12 protein-coding genes and 1 pseudogene are annotated in these 23,178 nt (G+C 45.1%); 5 read left to right on the top strand and 8 right to left on the bottom strand.

Annotated features, from left to right (window positions below):
• The 4 genes and pseudogenes from BMZ40_RS18340 to BMZ40_RS19735 form a co-directional block, all read left to right on the top strand.
• A pseudogene (locus BMZ40_RS18340) lies at positions 1–317 on the top strand (hypothetical protein); the annotation flags it as partial.
• Positions 318–434: 117 nt separating this feature from the next.
• Positions 435–4,286 carry an ABC transporter substrate binding protein gene (locus BMZ40_RS18335; RefSeq protein ID WP_092379391.1) on the top strand — a complete coding sequence of 1,284 codons (3,852 nt, stop codon included), beginning with the start codon at positions 435–437 and terminating at the stop codon, positions 4,284–4,286.
• A gap of 236 nt (positions 4,287–4,522) precedes the next feature.
• Positions 4,523–5,806, top strand: coding sequence for a diguanylate cyclase (locus BMZ40_RS18330; protein WP_092379389.1), 1,284 nt, complete (start codon positions 4,523–4,525; stop codon positions 5,804–5,806).
• Positions 5,793–6,146: a hypothetical protein gene (locus BMZ40_RS19735; RefSeq protein ID WP_092379386.1), complete on the top strand. Its 354-nt coding sequence runs from the start codon at positions 5,793–5,795 to the stop codon at positions 6,144–6,146. The genes BMZ40_RS18330 and BMZ40_RS19735 overlap by 14 nt, the downstream gene beginning before the upstream one ends.
• Positions 6,147–6,334: 188 nt before the next feature.
• On the opposite strand, the gene BMZ40_RS19730 is transcribed toward BMZ40_RS19735, so the two are convergent.
• The 7 genes from BMZ40_RS19730 to BMZ40_RS18290 form a co-directional block, all read right to left on the bottom strand.
• The gene (locus BMZ40_RS19730; protein WP_092379383.1) at positions 6,335–7,294 is read right to left on the bottom strand and encodes a hypothetical protein; all 960 of its coding nucleotides are present in this window, start codon (positions 7,292–7,294) and stop codon (positions 6,335–6,337) included.
• A gap of 817 nt (positions 7,295–8,111) precedes the next feature.
• The gene (locus BMZ40_RS18315) at positions 8,112–11,216 is read right to left on the bottom strand and encodes a type III restriction-modification system endonuclease (RefSeq protein ID WP_092379380.1); all 3,105 of its coding nucleotides are present in this window, start codon (positions 11,214–11,216) and stop codon (positions 8,112–8,114) included.
• 12 nt (positions 11,217–11,228) lie between these two features.
• Complete coding sequence (locus tag BMZ40_RS18310; protein ID WP_092379377.1) at positions 11,229–13,226, bottom strand: site-specific DNA-methyltransferase; 1,998 nt, start codon at positions 13,224–13,226, stop codon at positions 11,229–11,231.
• 32 nt (positions 13,227–13,258) lie between these two features.
• The gene (locus tag BMZ40_RS18305; RefSeq protein WP_342707918.1) at positions 13,259–14,098 is read right to left on the bottom strand and encodes an Abi family protein; all 840 of its coding nucleotides are present in this window, start codon (positions 14,096–14,098) and stop codon (positions 13,259–13,261) included.
• A 183-nt stretch (positions 14,099–14,281) separates the two neighbouring features.
• Positions 14,282–14,959 carry a DUF4391 domain-containing protein gene (locus tag BMZ40_RS18300; RefSeq protein ID WP_092379371.1) on the bottom strand — a complete coding sequence of 226 codons (678 nt, stop codon included), beginning with the start codon at positions 14,957–14,959 and terminating at the stop codon, positions 14,282–14,284.
• Positions 14,956–16,797 (bottom strand): DUF262 domain-containing protein, encoded by a 1,842-nt coding sequence (locus tag BMZ40_RS18295; protein WP_092379369.1) that lies wholly within the window; start codon positions 16,795–16,797, stop codon positions 14,956–14,958. The genes BMZ40_RS18300 and BMZ40_RS18295 overlap by 4 nt, the downstream gene beginning before the upstream one ends.
• Before the next feature lie 42 nt (positions 16,798–16,839).
• On the bottom strand, positions 16,840–20,103 hold the full coding sequence (locus BMZ40_RS18290) for a helicase-related protein (protein WP_092379367.1): 3,264 nt from the start codon (positions 20,101–20,103) through the stop codon (positions 16,840–16,842).
• Positions 20,104–20,571: 468 nt separating this feature from the next.
• Between BMZ40_RS18290 and BMZ40_RS18285 the strand changes: the two genes are divergently transcribed.
• On the top strand, positions 20,572–21,045 hold the full coding sequence (locus BMZ40_RS18285; protein ID WP_245751148.1) for a LexA family protein: 474 nt from the start codon (positions 20,572–20,574) through the stop codon (positions 21,043–21,045).
• 215 nt (positions 21,046–21,260) lie between these two features.
• On the opposite strand, the gene BMZ40_RS18280 is transcribed toward BMZ40_RS18285, so the two are convergent.
• Positions 21,261–22,661 carry a hypothetical protein gene (locus BMZ40_RS18280; protein ID WP_092379365.1) on the bottom strand — a complete coding sequence of 467 codons (1,401 nt, stop codon included), beginning with the start codon at positions 22,659–22,661 and terminating at the stop codon, positions 21,261–21,263.
• Positions 22,662–23,178 lie beyond the last annotated feature (517 nt).

The raw sequence follows: 23,178 nt of genomic DNA, 5'->3' as shown, positions 1-23,178 counted from the left end.
TGGCAAAGCAAAGAACGGAGTTGGTCGAACGAAGTTTCCAGCATGTGCTCGATCGTGGCGGAATGCGGCGAACACACCTTCGGGGACAGGAAAACGTCCACAAACGATACCTCTTGTGCGTGGCCGGGTTCAATCTCGGCCTGCTGATGCGCCAGTTGATAGGTTTCGGGACCCCGAAGGGGTATTTTTACCTCAATTCAGCGCAAATTGTTATTATTGTTTGGGGACGGATGGTCGTTTCGATGATTTTGGTTGAGATGAAGAGCGAGACTGGCGAAGAATTCGTCGGAACTCAGATTACCGTCGAGCTGTGTTGATCATGAATAAATCAACGGGCTGTTAGGGAATGATCACCCCGCAAGTGCATGCTTGAAATCGGCATCATATTCCTTTAACGATTTTGAATGATTTAAAACTTCTTCGCAGGTGTGCAAATGACGACCCATAGATCCAAGGTTCTAGTCTTTGCCCTATTCGCCATGTTTTTTTCAACACATGCAGCAGCATCCGCCCCAACCCCCAAGAAGGTGCTCCTGCTCACCTCCTACCACCAAGGTGATCACTGGAACGACAGCGTTGTCTTGGGCGTCCGCGAAGCTCTTGCTCCCCTTGAGTCGGTCTACCTATCCATCGAAAACTTAGACATGCGCCGGTACTTCGACCCGGATCACGCCCGGCTGACCGCAGAATACATTTTCGCTAAGTACGAGGCCAAGCCTCAGGATCTGGTTCTGGTCGCGGATGATCCCGCGCTAAACTTTCTACTCTCCGTTCGGGAGAAGTTATTCTCCAATACTCCAGTGGTTTTCTGCGGCATCAATAATTTCAGCCCAAGCCGTATCCAGGGGCAATCCAATATCACGGGGATTAACGAGACTCTAAGCTTGGACACCACTCTTGAACTGGCATTGAAGCTCTTTCCCCACACAACCCGGATCATGGCTGTAGTGAGCGATACCGAGGCAAACGGTCGCATCAACCTGGAGCAGTTCCGTGCAGCGGCCGCGCGGATGCGAGGACGGGTACAATTCGGCGAATTGCTAAATATGACTGACAAGGATGCTCCAGACATCCTGAGTAGCCTGCCCAAAAACAGCCTAGTCCTGCGCCTGATAAACCTCCTCAAGCCCGAAGGAGGCTATCTTTCGATCCAAGACAGCATGCGGATCATTTCCGCCCATACCTCGGTACCAGTCTTCACGCCTTGGTCTTTCGACCTAGGTGATGGGGCCCTGGGTGGCTACGTCGCCTCCGGCCAGGACCAAGGCCGCGCGGCAGGCCATGTGGCAGTCCGCATCCTTGAGGGCCAGAAAGCGGACCAGATTCCGGTGGTCATGGACAGCCCCAATGCGTACATGTTCGACTACAACATGATGCAGCGTTTCGGGATCAAGGAATCCGCCCTTCCCCAAGGGAGCATCATTCTCAACCGTCAAGTATCAATGTGGGAGCAATACTGGGGCTGGCTACTTGGCATTGTGGTGATTGGAGGCTTGCAGACAGTCTTCATCCTAGTCTTGTTTCGTCTTTGGAAGCGTTCAGGGATGGACAGAGACGCATTGCAGAAGTCTGAATCTATCTTGCGGGCTCTGAAAAACAATATCCCTGACCTCGTCTGGCTCAAAGATGAACACGGCGCCTATTTAAGCTGCAATCCCATGTTTGAAAAATTCTTTGGCGCCAAGGAACGGGAAATTATAGGACGGCGTGACCATGATTTTGTCGATACCGAACAAGCGGATAATTTTTTGGACCATGATCGTAGAGCACTGCAAACTGGGAGACCTGTTGTCTATGATGAGTCTTTTATTATTGCAGATACGGGGCAAAAATTCTTTTTTGAGACTGTTAAAACACCCATGTACGATGAAATGGGCAACGTCCTGGGCGTACTTGGAATCGCAAGAGATATCACCGCACGAAAGCAGGCTGAAGAAGATCTGATCCGCTCAAGTTTTGCCTTGGAGGAAAGTCGCTCCAATCTTGTTTTGGCCTTGGACATGGCCAACATGGGAAGCTGGGAGTTAAACCTTGATACCATGACATTCGCTTTCAACGAGCAGTTCTATTCGCTTTACGGGACGACAGCCGAGCAGGAAGGCGGTCTTTTCATGAAGGCTGAAGAATACGCGCAAAATTTCATTCATCCGGAAGAGACAGAGCTCGTCGCAACAGGGATAGGCAAGGTGTTGGCCGGCGAATACGATGACTGTTTCGCTCAGCTTGAGCACCGCATGGTCACTAGAAACGGAGATATTCGAAATATCATCGTCCGATACATGATGATCAAAGACAAGTCCGGAAAACGCATCAAAACCATCGGCGTCAACCAAGACATAACTGGACGCAAGCACGTTGAGCAGGCCCTGAAGAACAGCGAAGAACGCTTCCGCGTCCTTTTCGAGAAATCGCCCGATCCGCTCTTCATCTGGCGCATGGACGACAAGCTTTTAGATGCGAACTTAGCTGCATGCCGCCTTCTGGGCTATGAGAAGGATGAACTTCTGCAACTATCAGTAGTTGACATTCAGGCTCCGTCAGTTCGGAAAATTCCGGGAACGGCCATTCTTTCAGAGTTGAAGCGCTCACACTTCGAAGGCATAGACTTACACAAAGACGGAACAGAAATCCCTGTAGAAATCATCACCGTTCCCATCCAGATTGGAGACCAAGAGTATGCCTTTTCTGCCGTTCGCGACATTACGGCCCGCAAACAGGCTGAGCAAGAGTTGCAACGGATGTCTCAACTCATCGAAAACGTTGACAGCATCGCGGTCTTTAAGGACCCAGAATTGCGCTATCTTGCGGTGAACCAAGCATATCTTAATCTGACGGGCAGGAAGAGCCTTGCTGATGTAATTGGCAAAACTGACAATGATCTTTTCAAGGATATTGCCACCGAAGAGCAGATTGCCGCATACATGAACAATGATCGGACAGCCCTGGAGTTACCTGCCGGACAGGTGGCAACCGTGGTAGAATCCTCGTTTATGAAAGATGGAACCGAGCGAACTTTTTTGACTAAAAAATTCCCGGTGTACGACCGCGACGCAAAATCATGTCTTGGAGTGGCCACCTTGGCAACTGACATAACAGATCTCAAACGCATGGAATCATCCCTGCTTGAAGCTAAAGAGAGGGCTGAAGCTGCCAACAAGGCTAAATCAGAATTCCTAGCCAATATGAGCCATGAAATCCGCACTCCGCTTAACGGTATCTTAGGCATGATGCAGCTCCTGGAGATCACCTCTCTGGATGAAGAACAGAAGCAATTCGTCCTCCTAGCCATCAAGTCAGCCAACCGCTTGACCAGATTGCTATCAGATATCTTGGACCTTTCCAGGGTCGAAGCCGGAAAGATGACAATTTGCGAGACGGAATTCGTGCTCCACGAACTGGTGGACTCCGTATCCGAGTTATTCCATGTCACCGTCAGTGAGAAGGGTGTTCCTCTGCAGTGTGTCATTGATCCGAAAATCCCACCGAGACTTATTGGTGACGATGCACGAGTCCGGCAGATTCTTTTCAACCTGGTGGGCAATGCCTTCAAGTTTACAGTGAAGGGGCATGTCTCTCTGGAAGTAACTCCCGTCAGCACAGATAGGGATGGTGTCATCCGGGTACTCTTTTCGGTGTCCGATACCGGAATCGGCATCCCAGATGACAAGCTGGATGGATTATTCATGCCCTTTGCCCAAGTAAATAATTCCTTCACCCGCGACTTCCAGGGCGCTGGCTTGGGTCTGGCCATCGTCAAGCGCCTCGTGGATCTGTTGAATGGAAAAATTTCAGTGGAAAGTAATCTAGGATCAGGAACCAACGTGAACATACTCTTGCCCTTCAAATTACCCGAAGGCAGAGATTTTCATCTTGGTCAAATTTCAGTACAACCGGATCCAGCCGAGCAGGTGTTGCGAATACTGCTTGTAGAAGACGAGCCGTCAAACTCATATGCCCTGACAAAGCTGCTCGAAAAGATTGGACATAATGTGGCTCTAGCCGAAAACGGGCAGCAGGCCTTGGAGCTTCTCACTGCTCAGGACTTCGACGTGATCCTGATGGACGTACAGATGCCGGTGATGAATGGAGTGGAGGCGACCAAAAAAATCCGCCAGTCCTCAGTACTAGGAAAGAAGAAAGACATTTTTATCATCGCCATGACAGCATACGCCATGACTGGGGACCGTGAGAGATTCCTTGAAGCTGGCATGAACGACTACATCGCCAAGCCTGTACAGATAGCAGAACTCAAGAAGACGCTGGGCCAGGTAGCAAAAAAGCTATGAGTAGCAAAATACGGTAAACTTCGAGGGTTATCAAATTTTAGGTCTGCTTGACTCATGGCCGTTCAAAATGTCTGGCCGGATTCACAGGGTTCTAAGAATCCTGACCAACCTTTCACACGATCTCTGTCGTTTTCCGAGTTCTCTGTCGTTGAGCAGGACTAAAACTTCAAAAAGCGTCTGAATGTTTTGTCATAAGCATCTTGTAATTTTAAAAATACTATATCTATAGAGGCGATATGCTTCAGTATAAGCCTAGTTTAGTTGGTCATATTGATCGCATTGAAACTGCAAAAAACAGTGTTAGAAAGTATTTAGGGATAATTTCAATTATTATATCTCTAGTCATTTCTAGTATTTTTTTTGCATTTCAGTATAATATATCTAAAGCGTATAAAATAAATTTGTATAATGAAGCAAAAACTTTTTTTTCAGAAATCGTTATAGTTCGGAAGTGGATTGCACAGCATGGAGGTGTCTATGTACCTCTGGATAAAACAACAGGAAATAACCCTTATCTTGAAAAAATAGATGGTATAAAATCAAAAATTATTTGTGACAATAAAGAGTTTGTTCTCAAAAATCCTTCTTTAGTCACCAAAGAGCTTTCAGAATCTCCATTTAGAACAGATAAAGTACGATATAAAATGACCAGTCTTAACCCAATTAATCCACATAATAAACCTGATGAATTTGAAAAATACGCGTTAATGCAATTTGAAAAAGGTGTTAGTGAATCTAGCACATTTGAAAAGCGAGATGACAAGGACTATTTCCGATATATTTCTCATTTAGTTGTCGATGAATCTTGCATGATATGTCACGCCCAACAAGGGTATAAGGTTGGAGATATAAGAGGTGGTATATCTGTTACTTTGCAAGCTAGCGACTTCATGACTGAAATTAATAAAGCGAAGATTTTCATGGTAATTTCAGGTTTGGGCGTCATTGCTTTGATTATGGCTTCAATATGGTACATTTCTCGTTTCTTTATTCGTGATCTGCATAACGCTCAAGAAGCTTTGGCCCTCATGGCATCCACAGATTTTTTGACTGGTTTGGCCAATCGTATGACGGGGATTCAAGCTTTAACGAAAGAATTAAATAGGATGTCTAGGAAAAAAACACCTCTAAGTATCGCCCTGATTGATTTGGATTATTTTAAAAAAATCAACGACATGTATGGTCATAACGTTGGAGATGAAATACTCAAAAATTTTTCTACAATCATTCTTAATAACATTCGAAATTACGACATAGCTTGTCGCTATGGAGGAGAAGAATTTCTTCTTATCATGCCGCAAACATCTATTGAAGACGCTGTTTTAATTTTAAATAGAATTCTAGAGCATCTAAAATTAAAGCCAATATTGACTTCAAAAGGTAATGTACAAACAAGCATGAGCGCAGGAGTTGTCATGGCTCAAGAAGCGGAAAATGTTGATGCGCTTGTAGATAGGGCAGATAGCCTTCTTTATCGAGCAAAAGGAGACGGCAGAAGTCGTGTATATGGAGATATTTGACGCGTTTTGCAAGGAATGCGGCGAACACACCTTCGCAGGCAGGAAAACGTCCACAAACGGTACTCGCTGTGCGTGGCCGAGTTCCTCTCCTGTTGAGATGAAGCTCTTTAACGTTCAGCGATGTGTAGCAGCTTTGGACTTTGGCCTGTCCTGGCAAAACGTATTGCACGAATTCAATCAACTGACCGGTAACAATCTCCGTGCCAGAATCCGCTCAGAATTGATGAGCAAGGCCGCAGAAAGAGAAGTTAAACGATTGTTGTCGATCCCCATTGACGATCTTGAAAGCCTTACATCTCCGGTCATATCGTTTGAAATACCGAAAGAATATCACCAGTAACGACAATTGCGGTGATTGGTCCCTAATATATAAAAATATTGATAATCTTTAGTAGTAAATCATAAACGACGTCACCGACGCCGTTCAATCACTCCCCAGAATCCACCCAAGACGCATCAACTGCGCCGTTCGTACCCCCCCAAGACAAACCACTGGTTCATCGCAATCCTCTCCACAGGAAAGGACAATTATATAAAACTTCTATTTTTTATGGATTCAAAAAATATTTGGTTAAACTCATGTTTCTTATAAATCGTACTTGAGTTTTTTGTTATTGATGACACCTTCTGCTTCACTCCTGTCAGACCTACAATACCTGAATCAGATTCTAGATCATTAAATATTGACTGATTCATTATCATCCCGAAAAACTTATTTAGAATGATATTATTCTCTTCATTTTCTGTTTCAAAATTCAATGATGACTTCGACTTAACAAGCAATGCTTTTAAATCAACATAAGAAAACGAAAGATTTTTAAATACTTCGTTTGGCCTTAAGCTTAATGCTGTTCTAATTTTTTTAATATTCTTTCTCTTATAGAAATGATTCCTGGCTCTTAACTCCAGCCTAACGAATGGCTTCTCTGGAGTATTAAACTTGATATAAGCATAACATCCAGAAGTTAATGATGTTCTAGAGTTAGATAAGTAATACGTTGTCGCATAACTTGAAGGAGTATTCTTTCCAGGCCACCTTATGTGAGCAGTTGTACGTATAAGTCGGAAAAGCTCATAAGGATCACTTCCTCGAAAGTCGACGCTGTATTCAACTGCACTCATCGCATATGTATAAGGAATATTATTCTCGATGAAGTCAACAACACTTTTGTCCGGATGACCAATTCGAAGTGAAATACCAAGGAAGTAATTATCCTTAAAAATAAAACTAAATCTGAAGAAGTGATTAACGTTGTCGATTAACTTGTAAGCTTTAAAGTGACGATAGTTCTTGTGTATAACATGAACGCTGTCGAAGATGTTGTTTGCTAACTTTAAAAAGTCATGACTAGAGATTGAATCATACCTAAAAAATAATTTTGTGAAATCAATTGAGAGATTGATGGAGGAGATTAGTGAAGAGTAATCAAATTTTTTATTTATATAATTATTATAATTTTTGAAATTTTTGATTTTGTTATAATACATTGTTTCTTCGCCTAGAGTTTGAATTAATAATATCTATATTTTTAGTTTCAGGTAAAGTTGAACGGCAACATGACTGAGACTTTTTTAATCATTGCCATACACCTATGTCACATTTTCTGCTTCTGATTCATCTATTTCATGCTCATGATAAATAATAAAAAGTATATAGATATAAATCGTTTGAAAATTGTCCTGCTTACTGGGCAAAAAACAAACAAGGAGTATCTGTATATGAGAACATTTTGGTTAGAGTGTAAGTATTGTCACATTAGATTTGAGCATCATAAAATCGATCACAAAAGGTTTCTATGTCCATCTTGCTGGAGAAATCGATATATGCGGATGTCGCCCCGCATTGATCCTTGGATTTTACACGCTCATTGGGATAAATATCAACACCTTCTTCATCTTCCTGGCGAACCTTTGCATAATTATAACTGTTTATGCTGCGGAAGATATTGCTCAGTCAGCATGTTTGAGCGCTATAAATATGCTTGCAGTAATTGTTTTCACAGGATTATCAAACCTATGATTGAAGCAAACGATTATACTCATCAATATATCATTAACAACTGGCACTATTTAAAAAATCACAATTATAAAGCGTATTCATGGCCTAAAAAGAAAGGAATGACCTGTATCTTTGGAGATAATTCAACGAGTCATATTATTAAATTAAAATTTAATATTTGATACACAAAGCCTATCGTAAATTAATTCACTTTAACAATAGGGACTGGTAGCTACGGATAAACTGCCAGCCCCTTTTTGCCAACACTAATTACCTTTCAAATATTCCTCTACAGTAAATCAGTTATTAGAGTCTTTGACCCTTTCCAACAATCTCCATCAGTTTCCCAAAGCTCGTGACCACGTCGTATTTTAAATTTTTTTCTTCATGCTTTTTATTGAGCATTTCGAAAAACTTTCTTGCACATTCGATCTTGTTATTTTCAATCCCGCGCAAATCCAAGCTGGAGAGTGAGCCTTTAGTTTCAGCCACAAAGTAAATATGCTTCACCTTGCCTTCCTTGAAGGAAATGGCCCAGTCTGGATTGTAGTTGCCTACAGGGGTTGGAATAAAGAATCCTTTGGGGAGCTTTGCGTAGACGATAACATCATCACTCGTATCCAATTCCTTCACGAAATTCCGTTCCACTCTGGAATCCGTAACTACGTAGTCGTAGATGTGTTTTTCAAGTTTGTTACCCGCATGGGTGAAGTCGTGCTTGGTCTGGCTCGCGGTAAAAATACCTATGTCGTGGGAGTCCTCAACGGCGTCGTAACTGAGCCGTTCCACAACTGTGGCGGCCTTTTGCTCATTGATCAGGCGAGACGCCTCGGCAATGAAATGTTCCGGGTTTTCCTTAAATTGTGTGAATGATCCGGCATTGATCCCGCTCAAGATAGCGGCAATGGTCTTTCTGGTCAGCTGTGTATTTTCGGCAAGCTTGCCCAGCAGGTCGTATGTGACTATGGAGTGCACAGAGGCATTATGTGTTTCAACATCCGTATCCGTGAGATCAAAGCCGTCGCCATGCTTCAACTGATCATCGGTAATACCGTCTTTCTGGATTCCAGTGTGAATTGTATACTGGAGAGGAGTGATACGGAGATCCTTATTGAGAGCCGCAATGCTGTTGGCAATCAGTTCCGTGGAATCAAATTCAACGCGGTAGACCGCTTTCTGGTTGATCCGACTCCATAACGCCTGAAATTCTTTCTTCTGGAAGTTGGCGTCATTGATTGGATTGATTTTCGCCTTGTTGGCATTTTCAGGAACGGGCAGCTGGGAGTCGCTGAAGACACTGTCGATCAATCCGAATATCTGCTCTGCGTGAGGGGCAAGCTCGGGCGGAAGGGCAGCCAACGTTCCGGCTGCTTTCGCCTCATGGTAGACTGTTGCAACCTGGTCCGCATCATCGGTATAGTCATTTTTCAACAGGTATTTGTAGATCTGCTTAGCCATGACCGGGGTAATCTCCACGGTCCCAGTTTCGGTGGTGACGACCTTCCCGGTGAAGTAGGCTTCATCCGCCTTGCGTGGGCGTGCAGAGAGGGACTCGCTGATCTCACGCTGAAGATTTCCGACAAAGTCCTTGTAACTCTCGCTGGCAACAACGGTCAGGACGTTCACGTCATGGACCGTAGCCGGGTTGTCCATACGATCCCCGAGCTGGTTGACGCTGATCCGCAACCCCCGGCCAACTTCCTGACGACGCGAGATCGAATTGTCGCTATGCTTAAGCATGCACATGACAAAAACATTGGGGTTATCCCAGCCTTCCCGTAGAGCTGAATGGGAGAAAATGAACCGGACCGGTTCAGCGAATGAGAGTAGTCGTTCCTTGTCCTTCAAGATCAAATCGTAGGCATCCACGTCATCGGATCGAAGTGTTTTTTGTCCGGTCTCTTCATCTTTAACCCACTTGATCCCTTCAGGTTCCTTCATTTGATTTGATTTTTTATCGATTGAGAAATACCCGTTATGAGTGAGTCCGACGGGAATTCCTTTAAGAAATCTCTGGTATTCACCACTATCCAACGGAAGCTGACTCGAAAATTCTCCTTTGAGCCGTTCGTACTCCTCTTCAAAAATCCGGGCGTACTCTCCCTTTGTATCAGGATGGTTATAGTCCCGGTATTTTACCACCCCGTCGATGAAGAAAAGGGACAGTACCTTGATGCCCTGGGCAAAGAGTATCCGTTCTTTCTCAAGATGGGCTCTGATCGCCTCCCTGATTTGAATCCGTCGGATGGCCATTTCCGTAACATCGCCGGTTGCATCGCCAGTACTCAGAACATGACCATTGGTAAACTCCACGGTATCCTTGGTGGCGTCGATCTGGGCAATGACAAAGTCTCGGTATTGATCCAGTTCGTTCGACTCAACGAACAGGTCTGTTCCTCGTTCCAAGCGTTTGACTATCCGCTTAATACCGGATCCTTGGCGCACCTCCATCTCGATTCGGGCAATTGGCGCTTTTTTAGATATCTCAATGGATTCCAGATAGAGATAGCCCGTAGTGCCAGCCAGTCCCTTTACGGCGATACCACGCACTGCGATTTTCTTAACCAACTTCTGGTTATACGCGTCCAGAGCGTCGAGGCGGTGGATCTTGTTGTGCGTGGTCCGATGGGTGGCCGAATAGCGTAGGATCATCAGCGGCTTGAACTTGGTCAATGCCTCCAGCGTTTTCGAACCTTCCATCTTCTGTGGCTCATCGAGGATCAGAATGGGACGGTTGCTGCTGATCACATCGATGGGACGGCGTGACTGGAAATCGTCCAGCTCGTCATAGATGCGGCGGTTGTCCTTTCCCGTGGCATTGAACGCCTGGATATTGATTACCATGACGTTGATGCCCGCATCGGAGGAAAAGCTTTCCAGATGGTGCAGCTGCCTGGAATTGTAGGCAAAGAATCGGGCCTTCTTGCCGTAGCTTTCGGTGAAATGTTCGGCGGTAATCTCCAGTGATTTGAGCACGCCTTCACGGATGGCAATGCTGGGTACCACCACGATGAACTTGGTCCAGCCGTATCGCTTATTCATTTCAAAGAATGTTTTGACGTAGCAGTATGTCTTGCCGGTCCCGGTTTCCATCTCCACATCAAGATTTACCTTGCATCCGGCGCTTGAGACCAGATTTTCAGACAAGGGTAGGTTCTGACGACGCTGAACGTCCTGGATATTGGTCAGCAGTTGGGCATCGGTCAGGTGGATATCAGCATTTTTGAAGCCGGTCTGCTCAACATCAAGATTAATCCCCGGCAAAGTCGCCCCCTGTGCCAACAGCTTTTTGTTCACACCTGGGTCAATTCGGTAGGCAAGACCTGCGGTATTCACCTGCCCAGCAAAGCAATCGACCACGGATTCAACCGCGCTGGTCTGATAGGGCTGGACTTTAAACTTGAGTTTCATGCCAAGTCCTCCCTAAATCGATTTCACGTCAGTGCCAGGAGACATCTGCTTGAAGATCTGTTCCACATTGATCTTGGCGGCGTCAGTGGCAAAGCCAGCGTCACGGAACACAACCCGCAACGGCTCAAACTTGGCAAGTTCTTTGACGAGGTCCTCATTCACGCCGGTATCGAAGCAGGCCACAAGATCATAGGGCGGCTCATTGACAAAAAAGACGGCCTTGCCCTGGATGGTCTCTTTTCGGATGGGCAGCGAAAGATCCACACCCCAGTCTAATAACACCTGAAAGAGCAGATCTTCAGATGTGCGGTCCGGCTTGATATTGTCCACGTAGTATTGAAACTTGTTTTGATCTGCAGCGTCCGGAGTATAGTAGACGTCTGCCATGTTGGATGAATCGATTTTGAGGACGCGGAAGCCAACATCCCGGCTCCAATCTGGAACGCCTTCCTTTTCGCGTAACGCTGCCCCGGCACGCCGCGTACGTTCCTTTGAAATCTCGGAAATCAAAGGTTCGAGTCCTGCCTGCTTGCAGAAGTTGTAAGCCTCTTTTGCATCCTTGCTATCCTGCCCAATTCTCTCAGGATATTGGACACTTATGAACCTGCGGCTTCCACCTTCGCGCCGGTTGAGTTCAAGCGTTGCATGCGCAAGCGTCGAGGAACCAGCGAACATATCAAGGCAGATGTCCTGTGGCCCAGTCATAAAGGATACTAGACGCTCCATCAGAAGAACGGGCTTTGGATTAGAAAACACTTTCTTCCCTTCTGGGAAGAGAGCTTTTAAATCGTATGGGCCAGACCTACCATCAAGTTCAAAGACGCTGGACAGCTTATCCTCAAACTCTGAGGCGTATACCTTCAGTTCAATAAGCTTGTTCTCATCATCTCCAAATAGAACTCGTCTCTCCGATAGCAAGCGCTTCATTGTCTCTTCTGGAAACCGATACCCCATAAGCGGCTGCTTGCAGGCTTTGCCGGTGTCAGGATGAATAACGTCGTATCGATACCCTTCTTTCCCAGGGTTATGAACACTACGACTACCTGCATAAACGCCATTTCCATCGATAAACTTGTAGTCTGCTAACGGTCCAAGTTGTGTCTTATTCTCGCGATACCACTCTGTATAAGCCGATTGCAGATCAGTTAAGTCCGAATACTTTTCAGCCAATTCAGAGCCAATTCTCACGAGAACTTCTTTGACATCGGAGACAGAACTCTTCCAGACACCTTCCAAGTTGCTTTTGCTTCTTGCAAAAACATGAATGCTTTCGTGTTCGACAGCAACGTTGGTAGGGTTGTTGTCAGTAGCGTTTTTCCAAATAAGTGTACCAACGAAATTCGATTCACCGAAGACTTCATAACACAAATGGAGAACGTTTGCTGTTTCCGCATCATCGATGGATATAGCGATGACTCCCGCTGGTGCCAGAAGATTCCTTGCAACTCGAAGGCGTTGATACATCATCCCGAGCCAATCGGAGTGAAACCTACCATTTGCTTCCGTGTTGGCAACAAGTCGATAACCATGTTCGTCGGCTTGATTGCTTTGCGTTAGATACTCATAGGTGTTACCAACGAAATCGTCTCGGTAAACGAGATTATTCCCCTTTTTCCGATTATACGGGGGATCAACATAGATCATTTTGACTTGTCCGAGATAGGTCTCCTGGAGTAACTTTAAAGCCTCCAGATTATCCCCCTCAATAAACAGGCTCTTTGTGGTATCGAAATCTACACTCTCTTCGCGGCAGGGGCGCAGAGTCTTGGCTATGGGAGCGTTGGCAGTGAGCAACGCCTCACGTTTTCCTGGCCAGTTGAGATGGTAACGTTCTTGAGGGCCATCCACTATGGACTCGGACAACTCCTGCCGCAACTGGTCGAAATCCACAGCCAGCCTAATCTTGCCGTCTTTGCCCTGGGCCTCTGTCACACAGCCGGGAAACATCTCGCGGATACGGGTTATGTTCTCCCGGGTCAGGTTTGGGGAGTGCATTTTCATCTTTTCCATTTCAGTATTCCTTATTGAGAGCATCTATTCCATTATAGTATCTGACCACGCCACAGCGACCTATCCTGCCAATTCTCAGGAAAGCCCATATGACGTTCCGCAACTTCCGGATGTTTTGTAAACAATTCTTCCAGCCGTGTTTTCCAGCTGTGTGGATTAATTCGATCCATCAGATATGCGAGCATAACCAACGTGTTATAGAGCCTTCTCCCATCTGGGGCATGAAAATTCACCAGGAGTCCAACCGGTTTAAGACGTGGTAGCTTCCAGGTAAAAGCAAACTCCCGATTCCAGAGCCGTGCATGGTGGGCACAAAGATTGCGGACAATGCTCAGATGATGGAGAAAGGAGGTCAGATTGACTTCATCAAGACCGTACGCCTCGGCAATGGCATTCCGATCCTTGCTATGACGCAGATTCGCATACCATTTGGAAAGTTGTCCTAGAGTCATGACCTCACAAACGACCCAAACTGGCGGCAACTCTTCATCGTATCGGTCAAAATGCCGGATAAAGACCTCAGCACTGGAATCAACCACGTCCTTCAGCTTTCGAAGGTTTTCTTCGTGTGACCAGCGCCCATCTAATTTGAAGATGCGGCTTTCAAGATGTGCATGCGGTCCATACGTGTGGGAAAGATAATAGGCCCAGCGGGTGCGCAAAGACACTTCAAGACGTTCAATGGCATCCATGACCAGAAGACGCAGTTCCCGGTCAAAGATGTAATGTTCAAGCACGGTGTTGAAGCGAGTACCGGGTTGAAAACGGTGGGTAGGATGGTCTTGTTCGAAGGGTAGCCAATAGGCGGCAAGACGATAGTAGTTCAAATGAGAAAGATATCTCCTGACTCGTTCAGGATCATCAATCTCCATTCCGCGTGAACAGAGGATTCCCACTTGTTCTTCGAATGTCTTCGGGGGTTTAGCAAACCTCATGGGTGCCCTTGGACAAAATAAGTAACCCCCCATGGTGCGCAGAGCTGACGGGATGCGTGGGGGGTGTTGTTCTGTATTCAGATGAAAGGAACATAATCGTAACGACCTGTGTTGGCAACATTATTTTTTCAATTCCGACAGCTGGGCTTTCACTTCGCGCAGTTCGGCATTGATCCCGACCTTACGGTTGAACTGCTTTTCTTTCCGGAGTCGGGCCTCACAACGCTCCAGCTCCCGCTGCTTGAGCCGAATGCGCTCCATCCGCTCCACTCGTTTTTGCAGGTCTTCGCCAGACCGTGCCGGGTACGGCATTAGTGGCAGCAGCAAATGACCGTAGAGTGCCTCAAGATCAAAAACCATCGGCAAGGGCTTGCGTGGCGTATCGGTAGCTGCCCAGTCGCAATCAAAATATTCGCTAATGACCCACTTGCAGGCATCCGTTTCACTCGGCCGCTTAAAGGCGGCGACAGGTTTTACTTTCCCGTCGAACCGAAGCTCAAAAATGATCGGGAATGGTATGGCTAGGTCAATGCATTGCAGCACTTCCGTCTTCAGGGCTCCATCCTTCAAGGCGATACTAAAAATTTGAATTTCCGGAACAGACGGTAAGCCACTCATGTTAATGGTTTCCGGGGCGAGCTTGTACTGCCAGACGATCTGCTCCACCTGGCTGACAAACAACTGCTTGACGGCGCTACGTGGGCTTCCGTGCTCGTAGATTTTATTCTTGGGCAGCACGCGTCCGAAATATGCGTGTTCCGGGTATTCAAACAAAAACGGAGAATCAATCAGGTTCATGAGGAAAAAACATGCTCGTCTCTCATTTCGTACTCTTCTTTTTCCTCAGCCAAACTCACTCGCTTTCCCATTGCCCTTTCGATCAGGGATACCATACGAGAACAGCGATCTTCGACGAAGCGATCAAAGTCATCAGACCTGAGAAGGTCTGGTTCTAATGCATGTGTGGCAAGTATTTTATTCATTTGTTCTTCGTTCAATTTAACCTGCTTTTCGTGTTGGATACGCTGGATATAAACTGACGGCGCATCTCCGCCAATTTTTCGATTAGCTTTGTAAGATATTGGTGTCTTATTGAGAATAGAGTCGTATCGATCGCTTCTGATTCCCTTCCTTTCGCACCATGCACGCGGAAATATGTGATGAATATCCATCGCAATCTCGTCTGCATCCAATTCCCGAATACTGGCCTTCCAAAACCAATCTTTTGATCCTTCGCGAAGAACCAAAGTATTTATACCTTTATAGGCGGCACTAAGACGAGAGCGAAGAGTGTCAAAACGTTCAGGTCTGAAGCTTGCATCTCGAACTGTTCGTGGGATGACTTCATCGTCATCAACCCACCGCAATAATTCTTCATAATCGTTGGCAATGCGAGTTTCTACAGCTCCACCATAGAGCTCCCCCAATACACCGCACCAGAACCACTGTGAAAGCTTGTCGTAGATGCGCGGTTCCAACCATCGATCACCAAGTTGAGTCAACACGGCCGCCAAGGGAATAAGTTGCGTGCTATAAGGCAGGTCTCTTCTGTTATAAAAACATTCTTTTCGCAGAAACCGGCCAACTTGACGAAAACCCGATTCGAGGGAATTCGCCCACTTGTGCCAGGCAGAAAGAGGGAGTTGGAGCACATCGGCTCGTTTTGCACTTACAGGGCGCACCTGCTTGCCTGTCTTGCCAGCTTGGATGTCGGCAAGACGCAATTCATGTGTTGTGAGCAAGCTAATGGCTTGAAGAAACTCGGTGGATTCTGTCCCTTTGAGTAAGTCATCCTTCTCAATTCGCGCCTGCCGAGAATCAACGTTTCGAACATTTGAACCAAACCAATCATCCCGCAGATTGTACCCTTCAGCTGCATAGCTGGCAGTAATCAGCTCAAAGACTGACAGAGCCACGCCACCGGTATTCACCTTTTCAAACACCAAACAGACAGCCTCTTTAGATGTCTCCTTCTTCAGTAAAATCACAGGAAGTTGGTAAGTTCGAAATGGTGTAAGTACAAGCTTGCGGAATGCCATATAGGCACCAAACTGTTCTGGCGCTACTTGGTGCAGTGTAGCCTCCCAGTCGTCTGAACTCATTATCTGACTACAAGGAAAGTATAATTGCTTACACTCCAATTCCCGAGTTGAAAGATCCAAATCTACATCGCGACCAAAATTTGAGCGCAGTTGACGACTGTCATCCACGGCAATCACTGCATCTTCTAAACTATATGGTGATTCCACTGCTTTTCGAATATCAAAGTAATAATGACGTTGTATTTTTTTTCCTTTAGCTGTACGGGTATCTACAGGCTCATCGAGCGCCAATGTTTGTGTGAGAGTTGTCAGGCGCTGCTGACCATCTAGAATTAGTTTTTCCGGCAACTGACTCTTGGGAATTTTTCTTTCCAATCCTTCAACTGGCCTCGTCTGAAATCGTACTTCACCACCCGCTTCAAGCAACATAACTGCACCAATGGGAAATGATCTGGCAATACTGACAAGTAAGTCCCGTATGTGATCATCATCCCACACCCAACCGCGCTGAAAGTCCGGCAATTGAATTTTACCGGCGATAATGTCGCGCAATAGTTCACTTAATGAGGACTTAGTGCTGTCAAATGTTGTCATATCTTCTCCCAAATCAAACCTATTTGCTTAAACTTAGTGCGGTTATTTTTGAACAACTAGGAAGGCGACGAGTTCAAAATCGTCAAGCCCAGCAATGGTGTTCACAAGGGCCGTGGTTTTGCCGCCAGAGAACAAGCTGTCCAGATCCTTCTCTTCCTTGACATCGATCATCGAACGGATTGCTGTACTCAGTAGGTCGGAACAAGCCTTCATATTTCGACCTTCGTCCGTTTGCTGATTGAAAAGTCGGCAGACTTGGGCGATGGGTTCATCCTGACCTTTGCAACTGGAACGAACCAGGTCGAGCAGCTTTTTGACCTCAGTATGGTTGGATAAAATCTCACCATCCTGGGCGATATAAATCAGATAGTAAGGGTGAAGCCGGTTGTGTTGATTGATGTTAATCGCATGGTTGCGGTTACGCAGTGTGAAGATGATGCCTGGGTGCAAACCCATTGTCGGCCTGGCTGGGACAACCGCATGCATACCACCCGGCACGCTAGCGAGGTCGCCATTGGTTTTGACATAATTAAGCAGGTCCATACGAAAGTCATTCAGGCCCAGGTCGGTAATGGATACGCCCGTCTTCAGGTCTTCCAGTTCAATCACTTCTTCCTGCAGACGCCGGAGCTGTTCTTTCCGATATGAAATCTCACTGCTTTTTGCCGTGAGGACGTTGTCATCTCCGGTGGCCGTTACGTCGGCAATGACCATCCTGTTTTCGACCCGTTCCTTGAGGTTGATGTACTCATCCAGAGAAATATCGGGCCAATAGTTCACCAACTGGATGGTCTTGTTGATAGAACCGATGCGGTCAATGCGCCCGAATCGTTGGATGATGCGAACCGGGTTCCAGTGGATGTCGTAGTTGATCAGGTAATCGCAGTCCTGGAGGTTCTGCCCTTCGGAAATGCAGTCGGTGCCGATCAGAAGATCCAATTCCTCAGGTTCCCTTGGGAGCACTTGAGCTTTTTCCTTGGCGCGAGGAGAGAAAAGCGTCAGCAATGATTGGAAATCATAATTCTTTTTGAGAGTTGATTTTGGCGCGTCTTTGCCGGTGACTTTTCCGGTGTGAAGGCCATGTGTCGCCAGTATGGTGGCTGCCAGATTATTATAGAGGTAACTGGCCGTGTCAGCGAACGCTGTGAAAATGAGGACTTTTTTATTACCGTCATTGATAGGGTTTTGAATTTTATTGAGAATTAGCCCTTTTAAATGTTGCAGCTTGGAATCATCCTTGGGCGTGACCTTTGCCATAGAGGTCAGCAAGGCATTAATAACTTCCAGATCAACCTTTAGGTCGTGCTCCCAAGATGGGAGGTCCATGTCGGCAAGGTTGATTTTGACCTTGCCGCCGATCTCCGAATCCCCAAGCGGGATATCGTCTTCCTCGGCTTCTAGATTGACCATGCTATCAGTCCAGTCAGAGACGCTGTCAGCAACGCCTACGGCCTTGAACAAGTCGATTTTGTTCAAGGTGCGAGTGTGATTGCCCTGCAGGCTTGTCAGAGTCAGTCGAAATGCCTCAACAGAACTTTCAAGGCGTTTGAGCAAGTTGGTCGTCATTAATGATTGTAGACTTTGTTCGCGGTCTACCTGCTTGAGCCGTCTTCTACCGCCGTCCACAAGCGTGTCATACAGGTCTTCATATTTTTTGAGCCTACTGGGTAGAATATAGCTAATCGGGGCGTACACAGCGAGTTTGAGCAGCGAAAGTTGTTCAAAGATTTCGTTGAAACTCATCACGTCTGTGCGCCCAGTCAGTGGCGAGTGAAATGACAACGGCTTGCGACGCTCGGGAAACTGTCCAATATCACTGGTATCGTAGAAGGTCTGAATGTGCTTTCGTGAACGGGCAATAGTTACGCTATCCAGCAGTTCGAAAAAGTCAAAATCAAGGGAGTCCAGAATAGCTTTCGCCGTTCGATCTTCCGGTGCCAATTTTGACCACTGGTTGAATGTCGCTTGGGCATTCCGGAAGATTTCTTCCACCGATCTGCCAGTGCGCAGCTTCTTGCTGAGATTTTCAGAGTCACCTTCGTAAGCCAGCGCGAGTTGGTTGCGCAGATCATTGAAACGGTTGTTGACGGGGGTGGCGGACAGCATCAGAACCTTGGTCTTAACACCTTGCCGGACGACCTGGTTCATCAGTTTCTGATAGCGGGTTTCCCGGTCCTTGACGGCATCATTGTTACGGAAATTGTGCGATTCATCGATGACGACCAGATCGTAATTGCCCCAGTTGACGCGATTTAAGGGGATGCCAAATGACTCGCCCGAGGTCCTGGAAAGGTCCGTATGACAAAGGACGTCGTAATTGAAGCGATCTTCGGAGAAGATATTTGTCGTCAGGTTGCGGTTGTAGTTCAGCCAGTTGTCCGCGAGCTTTTTCGGACACAGAACCAGCACTGAACGGTTCCGTAGTTCGTAATATTTCACAACGGCCAGGGCGGTAAAAGTTTTACCAAGGCCGACGCTGTCAGCAAGTATGCAGCCATTGAAGGTTTCCAGCTTGTTGATAATACCTATGGCGGCGTCGCGTTGAAAGTTGAAAAGCTTATTCCATACGAGCGTATCCTGATAACCCGTGCGGTCGTTGGGCAACACGTCTTCATCAATATCATTGAGAAAATCGTTGAAGATATTGTAAAGCATCAGAAAATAAATACGTTCGGGAGAATTTTCCTGATAGACAGATGCAATATGATCACAGATTGCATTCGTCACATCCTCAAGTTTGGTAGGATCATTCCAGATTTGGTCAAAAAGCTGAAGGTACGTGGAGGTAAAAACTTTCTCATCTACACGATTAACTATATTAGAAACTGCGTCTCCTTGCTGATATCCCAAATCCACAGCTGTGAATCCATGCAATGGCATATATGCCACATCTTGAGATTCATGTTGGATACAAGCAAATTGTTGCATTGGCGCTTTAGTCTTATTTGAACGAAATGTCGCCTTGCGAATCATCCAATCTGCACATTCACGTGCTATTGCTTTTTGTGTAAGCTTGTTTCTAAGCTGTATCTCAAATTCAGATCCATAAAGACTTCGCTCACGATCTGACTTCGGGATATAAAACTCTCGGCGTTCTTTCTTAAACTTATCTATGACTTCATTTTTTACGAATGTTGGAGATGTAAAAATAAATTCAAGATGATCAATTTCTTTGAGTTCAGATTTCAAAGCTTCGTAAGCATATATAGAAAAGCACGATGCAGCCACTTTCAGCTTACATTTTTGGAGAAGAGATATTTTAAGATCATCTCCAAGTAATGAATTGATATTGTCAATAATCTTCATTATTATTTAATACTAATAAGTATTAGTTGGATATAAGGATGTTTCATCAAAGCGATCCATGTTTTTTACTTAAATCATGAAGAATGTTGTTATTCCCTCGTAGACATTGACACCTATCGTCGGGCAAGAAAAAAACGACTCCGCCACTTGGGTGAAAATCCAAAAAAAGAGCTCCCCCCAGAATTGAGAACCAACTTCTCCAGCCTCCATCAGAATACAGCTATTCTGGTAAGCCCCAGACTCATGGACGTGTCAAGCTCTTTGAATCGTATGACAATTTTCCAGCCATAGCCGGTAGCTATCCTTGAGGTCCATTAATGAGGAAGAATTATTTCCAACGTCGTCCCAGGCAGTTGGGAACATCCTAGAAAAAATGATCGATTTGAGATTGCCGAACCAGGTCGCCACCTCGTAGTCAGGACAGACGCCGGACATTCCGGCACCGAACCCCTTAACAGAAAGGCCCTCATGTCATACAGCCAACCAGATAGCTCCACCACTTTCGACAAGGCCGTCATACTGGGCCAGATCCCCTTCGAAATGGAAGACGCCCCATCTGTGACCATCCCCCTATTTTTAGACCGGATCTCTGCAGGATTCCCGTCACCGGCAGACGACTACATCGAAGCGGAACTGGACATAAACAGGCTACTCGTCAAAAACAAGGCTGCGACATTTCTGGTTCGGGTCGGCGGGGATTCGATGATAAACGCAGGCATCCACGACAGGGATATCCTGGTCGTCGACAAGTCGGAGGAACCCCTTCATGACAAGATCGTCGTGGCCGTTGTTGATGGGGAATTCACTGTGAAGCGGCTGTATATGAAGAATGGAAAATGCATGCTTGTCCCTGAAAATCCACGATTTAAGTCTATTGTGATTGGTCCGGAACAAGAATTGAATGTGTGGGGAGTTATAGTCGGTGTAGTGAGGAAAATGTAGCCTATCCAAAACAATTTATCGACGCCGAAGTTCTTGCTCTTTATGCTTGTCAAAATGAACATCAACACGATTATATTTTTGTTCAGAATTCCAAAACTTTTGCGAAACCAGCACACAAGATGCTAGAAATATTATAGTAAAATAAATAAAATATTTAATCATAGCAATTTCATATCTTCATGACATCTCAATTTACAAATTTCAAAAACTTAAATTCATTTTTTATTAAACTGCGTAATAAATTCAGCATTCATTTTATCAAGCTTCTTCTCGTCGTCTTGATTTTTAGTAAACCATAAATGAAATTTTAAAACTTCATACATGGAGTACGAAATTATTTTTAAAAAATGAAATGAACTAAACACACTATCTGTAGCGATTTTCTCAACTTCAATTTGTGAAGTAGATCCATATTCAAGACATCCAGAGCTTGAATATACAAAATTTTCGATTAACTCGAATGCATGCTCAATCTTTTCCAATGAAACAATTTTACTTACAATATCCTGCCTATCTATCATCTCGGACATAATCATGTCGATATTTCTATTGATATAAACACCAAGAGGATCAAGTATCTCAAGGTTACCTGGCTTTATCTCTTCTTTTTCCTCCCCCTTAAAATCACACATAAAACGATCAAGGTCTCTTTTTAGCTTGCTTTCTCTTTTTTCTCCCAGCAAGAATAGCAAATCACTAGCTTTTTCAACATGCTCTTCTTTATATATCAACTTCAAATCATCTTGCCTGTTAAATTCATACAAACTTGGATCCAGGCGCATTCCACGCCCTCTATCAAAGTAGACTTTATAGTCTGCGTGGGACAATTTAATTTTTCTCGAAAACGAAATAGTATCGTATGAAAAATTAATATTAACATCTTTTAAATACCGAGAAAATAACTTCTCTAATAAGAGAATTGTAAAACGATCTTGAGTCAAATATATACCCAAAAAATGAATGGCAAAATCTTCTTTCTGCTTATATTTTAAAAAATCAAAAAGATATCGATACGCAATTCCTATGAATGGACTTGGGACATTGCGAAAATATCTTCTGCTGGAAACCATCCCACCAATAGCACGATTTTTAAAGACAGAGTAAAGTTCAAATTCTCTATATAACTTATTCCAAACTTCATATTGATCGTTTCTTAGAAATTGACCGACAAAATACATCTTATCTTTAACGGCATCATTTTCTTTTATGACATTCAAAGAATGTTCAATACTTTTTTTGTTTATAGAATATTGCGTTTTTTTATCTGCCTTTAACGGAAGGTCTAGTGAAAAAATCTTATCGTAGGATTCAAACTCTTCCTTCAAAAACAAATGATAGCCATCGATCAATGTATCAACATTGACCTTTGAATACTCTCCTTTAACAAAATGATAACCGCCAGAATCTATCCATAACTCAGGATTATAAGCATTGTACCGTAACTTAAATTTTTTAACATTCTCAACATATGTTTTATACGTTTTCTTTGAGAACGTCTTTCCATAAGCCTTCGCCAACGTACTCAAAAAACACGAAGAATGCTTAAAGACGCTTGGCATAATATCAAGATCATCTTTGTACGGCTGAATACTGTTTAGTACGCAAACAAATTTCACTGTTTATTCCTTCAGTACGTTTTAGAAGTAATTTAGCATTGACATTGCATCATCTGCTCTTTCTTGTCGTCATTCTTGACGGGTAATCAACCCGTAAATCTCTCGCGATCAACTCAAATCCTTCATCATTTCGGTAACATTCCATGCCTGCCTTCGGCAAGTGAACTTTGCTGAACCCAGACTGAACGGCACGGAGCATGTCCAGGGCCACGTGATTGGGCAACACGACAAACTCCACGTCGCCCTTGTAGTTCTTCGGATCGTCGGCCTCGTCCAATGGACAGAAGAACAACCCCACATTCAGGAAGACTGCCACCAGGTAGTCGAAATGCCTGAATGAATCTCGCCTGACAGGAAAACTCCGATCACAATCTGTTTGGTACCTGCTCTTGACCTGGACACGGAGCGTTTTCGTAGCGTGTGCAGGATCTGGATGCGTGCACAGCAGATCATACCCCTGATTGTTGGGCGGGGCTTTGTAAGTCAGAATGTTGCGCCTTAGCAGATGGCCTATGAC

The organism is Desulfomicrobium apsheronum (assembly GCF_900114115.1).
Classification (GTDB): Bacteria; Desulfobacterota; Desulfovibrionia; order Desulfovibrionales; family Desulfomicrobiaceae; genus Desulfomicrobium; species Desulfomicrobium apsheronum.
The sequence above is the reverse complement of the archived record's forward strand: the minus strand, read 5'-3'. Positions and strand labels throughout refer to the sequence as shown.

Excerpts from the sequence above, each read along its gene's own strand:
- BMZ40_RS18315 (WP_092379380.1), bottom strand. The coding sequence starts at position 11,216 with ATGAAACTCAAGTTTAAAGTCCAGCCCTATCAGACCAGCGCGGTTGAA.
- BMZ40_RS18295 (WP_092379369.1), bottom strand. The coding sequence starts at position 16,797 with ATGACAACATTTGACAGCACTAAGTCCTCATTAAGTGAACTATTGCGC.
- BMZ40_RS18305 (WP_342707918.1), bottom strand. The coding sequence starts at position 14,098 with ATGGAGATTGATGATCCTGAACGAGTCAGGAGATATCTTTCTCATTTG.
- BMZ40_RS18335 (WP_092379391.1), top strand. The coding sequence starts at position 435 with ATGACGACCCATAGATCCAAGGTTCTAGTCTTTGCCCTATTCGCCATG.
- BMZ40_RS18310 (WP_092379377.1), bottom strand. The coding sequence starts at position 13,226 with ATGGAAAAGATGAAAATGCACTCCCCAAACCTGACCCGGGAGAACATA.
- BMZ40_RS19735 (WP_092379386.1), top strand. The coding sequence starts at position 5,793 with ATGGAGATATTTGACGCGTTTTGCAAGGAATGCGGCGAACACACCTTC.
- BMZ40_RS19730 (WP_092379383.1), bottom strand. The coding sequence starts at position 7,294 with ATGTATTATAACAAAATCAAAAATTTCAAAAATTATAATAATTATATA.
- BMZ40_RS18330 (WP_092379389.1), top strand. The coding sequence starts at position 4,523 with ATGCTTCAGTATAAGCCTAGTTTAGTTGGTCATATTGATCGCATTGAA.
- BMZ40_RS18290 (WP_092379367.1), bottom strand. The coding sequence starts at position 20,103 with ATGAAGATTATTGACAATATCAATTCATTACTTGGAGATGATCTTAAA.
- BMZ40_RS18300 (WP_092379371.1), bottom strand. The coding sequence starts at position 14,959 with ATGAACCTGATTGATTCTCCGTTTTTGTTTGAATACCCGGAACACGCA.
- BMZ40_RS18285 (WP_245751148.1), top strand. The coding sequence starts at position 20,572 with ATGTCATACAGCCAACCAGATAGCTCCACCACTTTCGACAAGGCCGTC.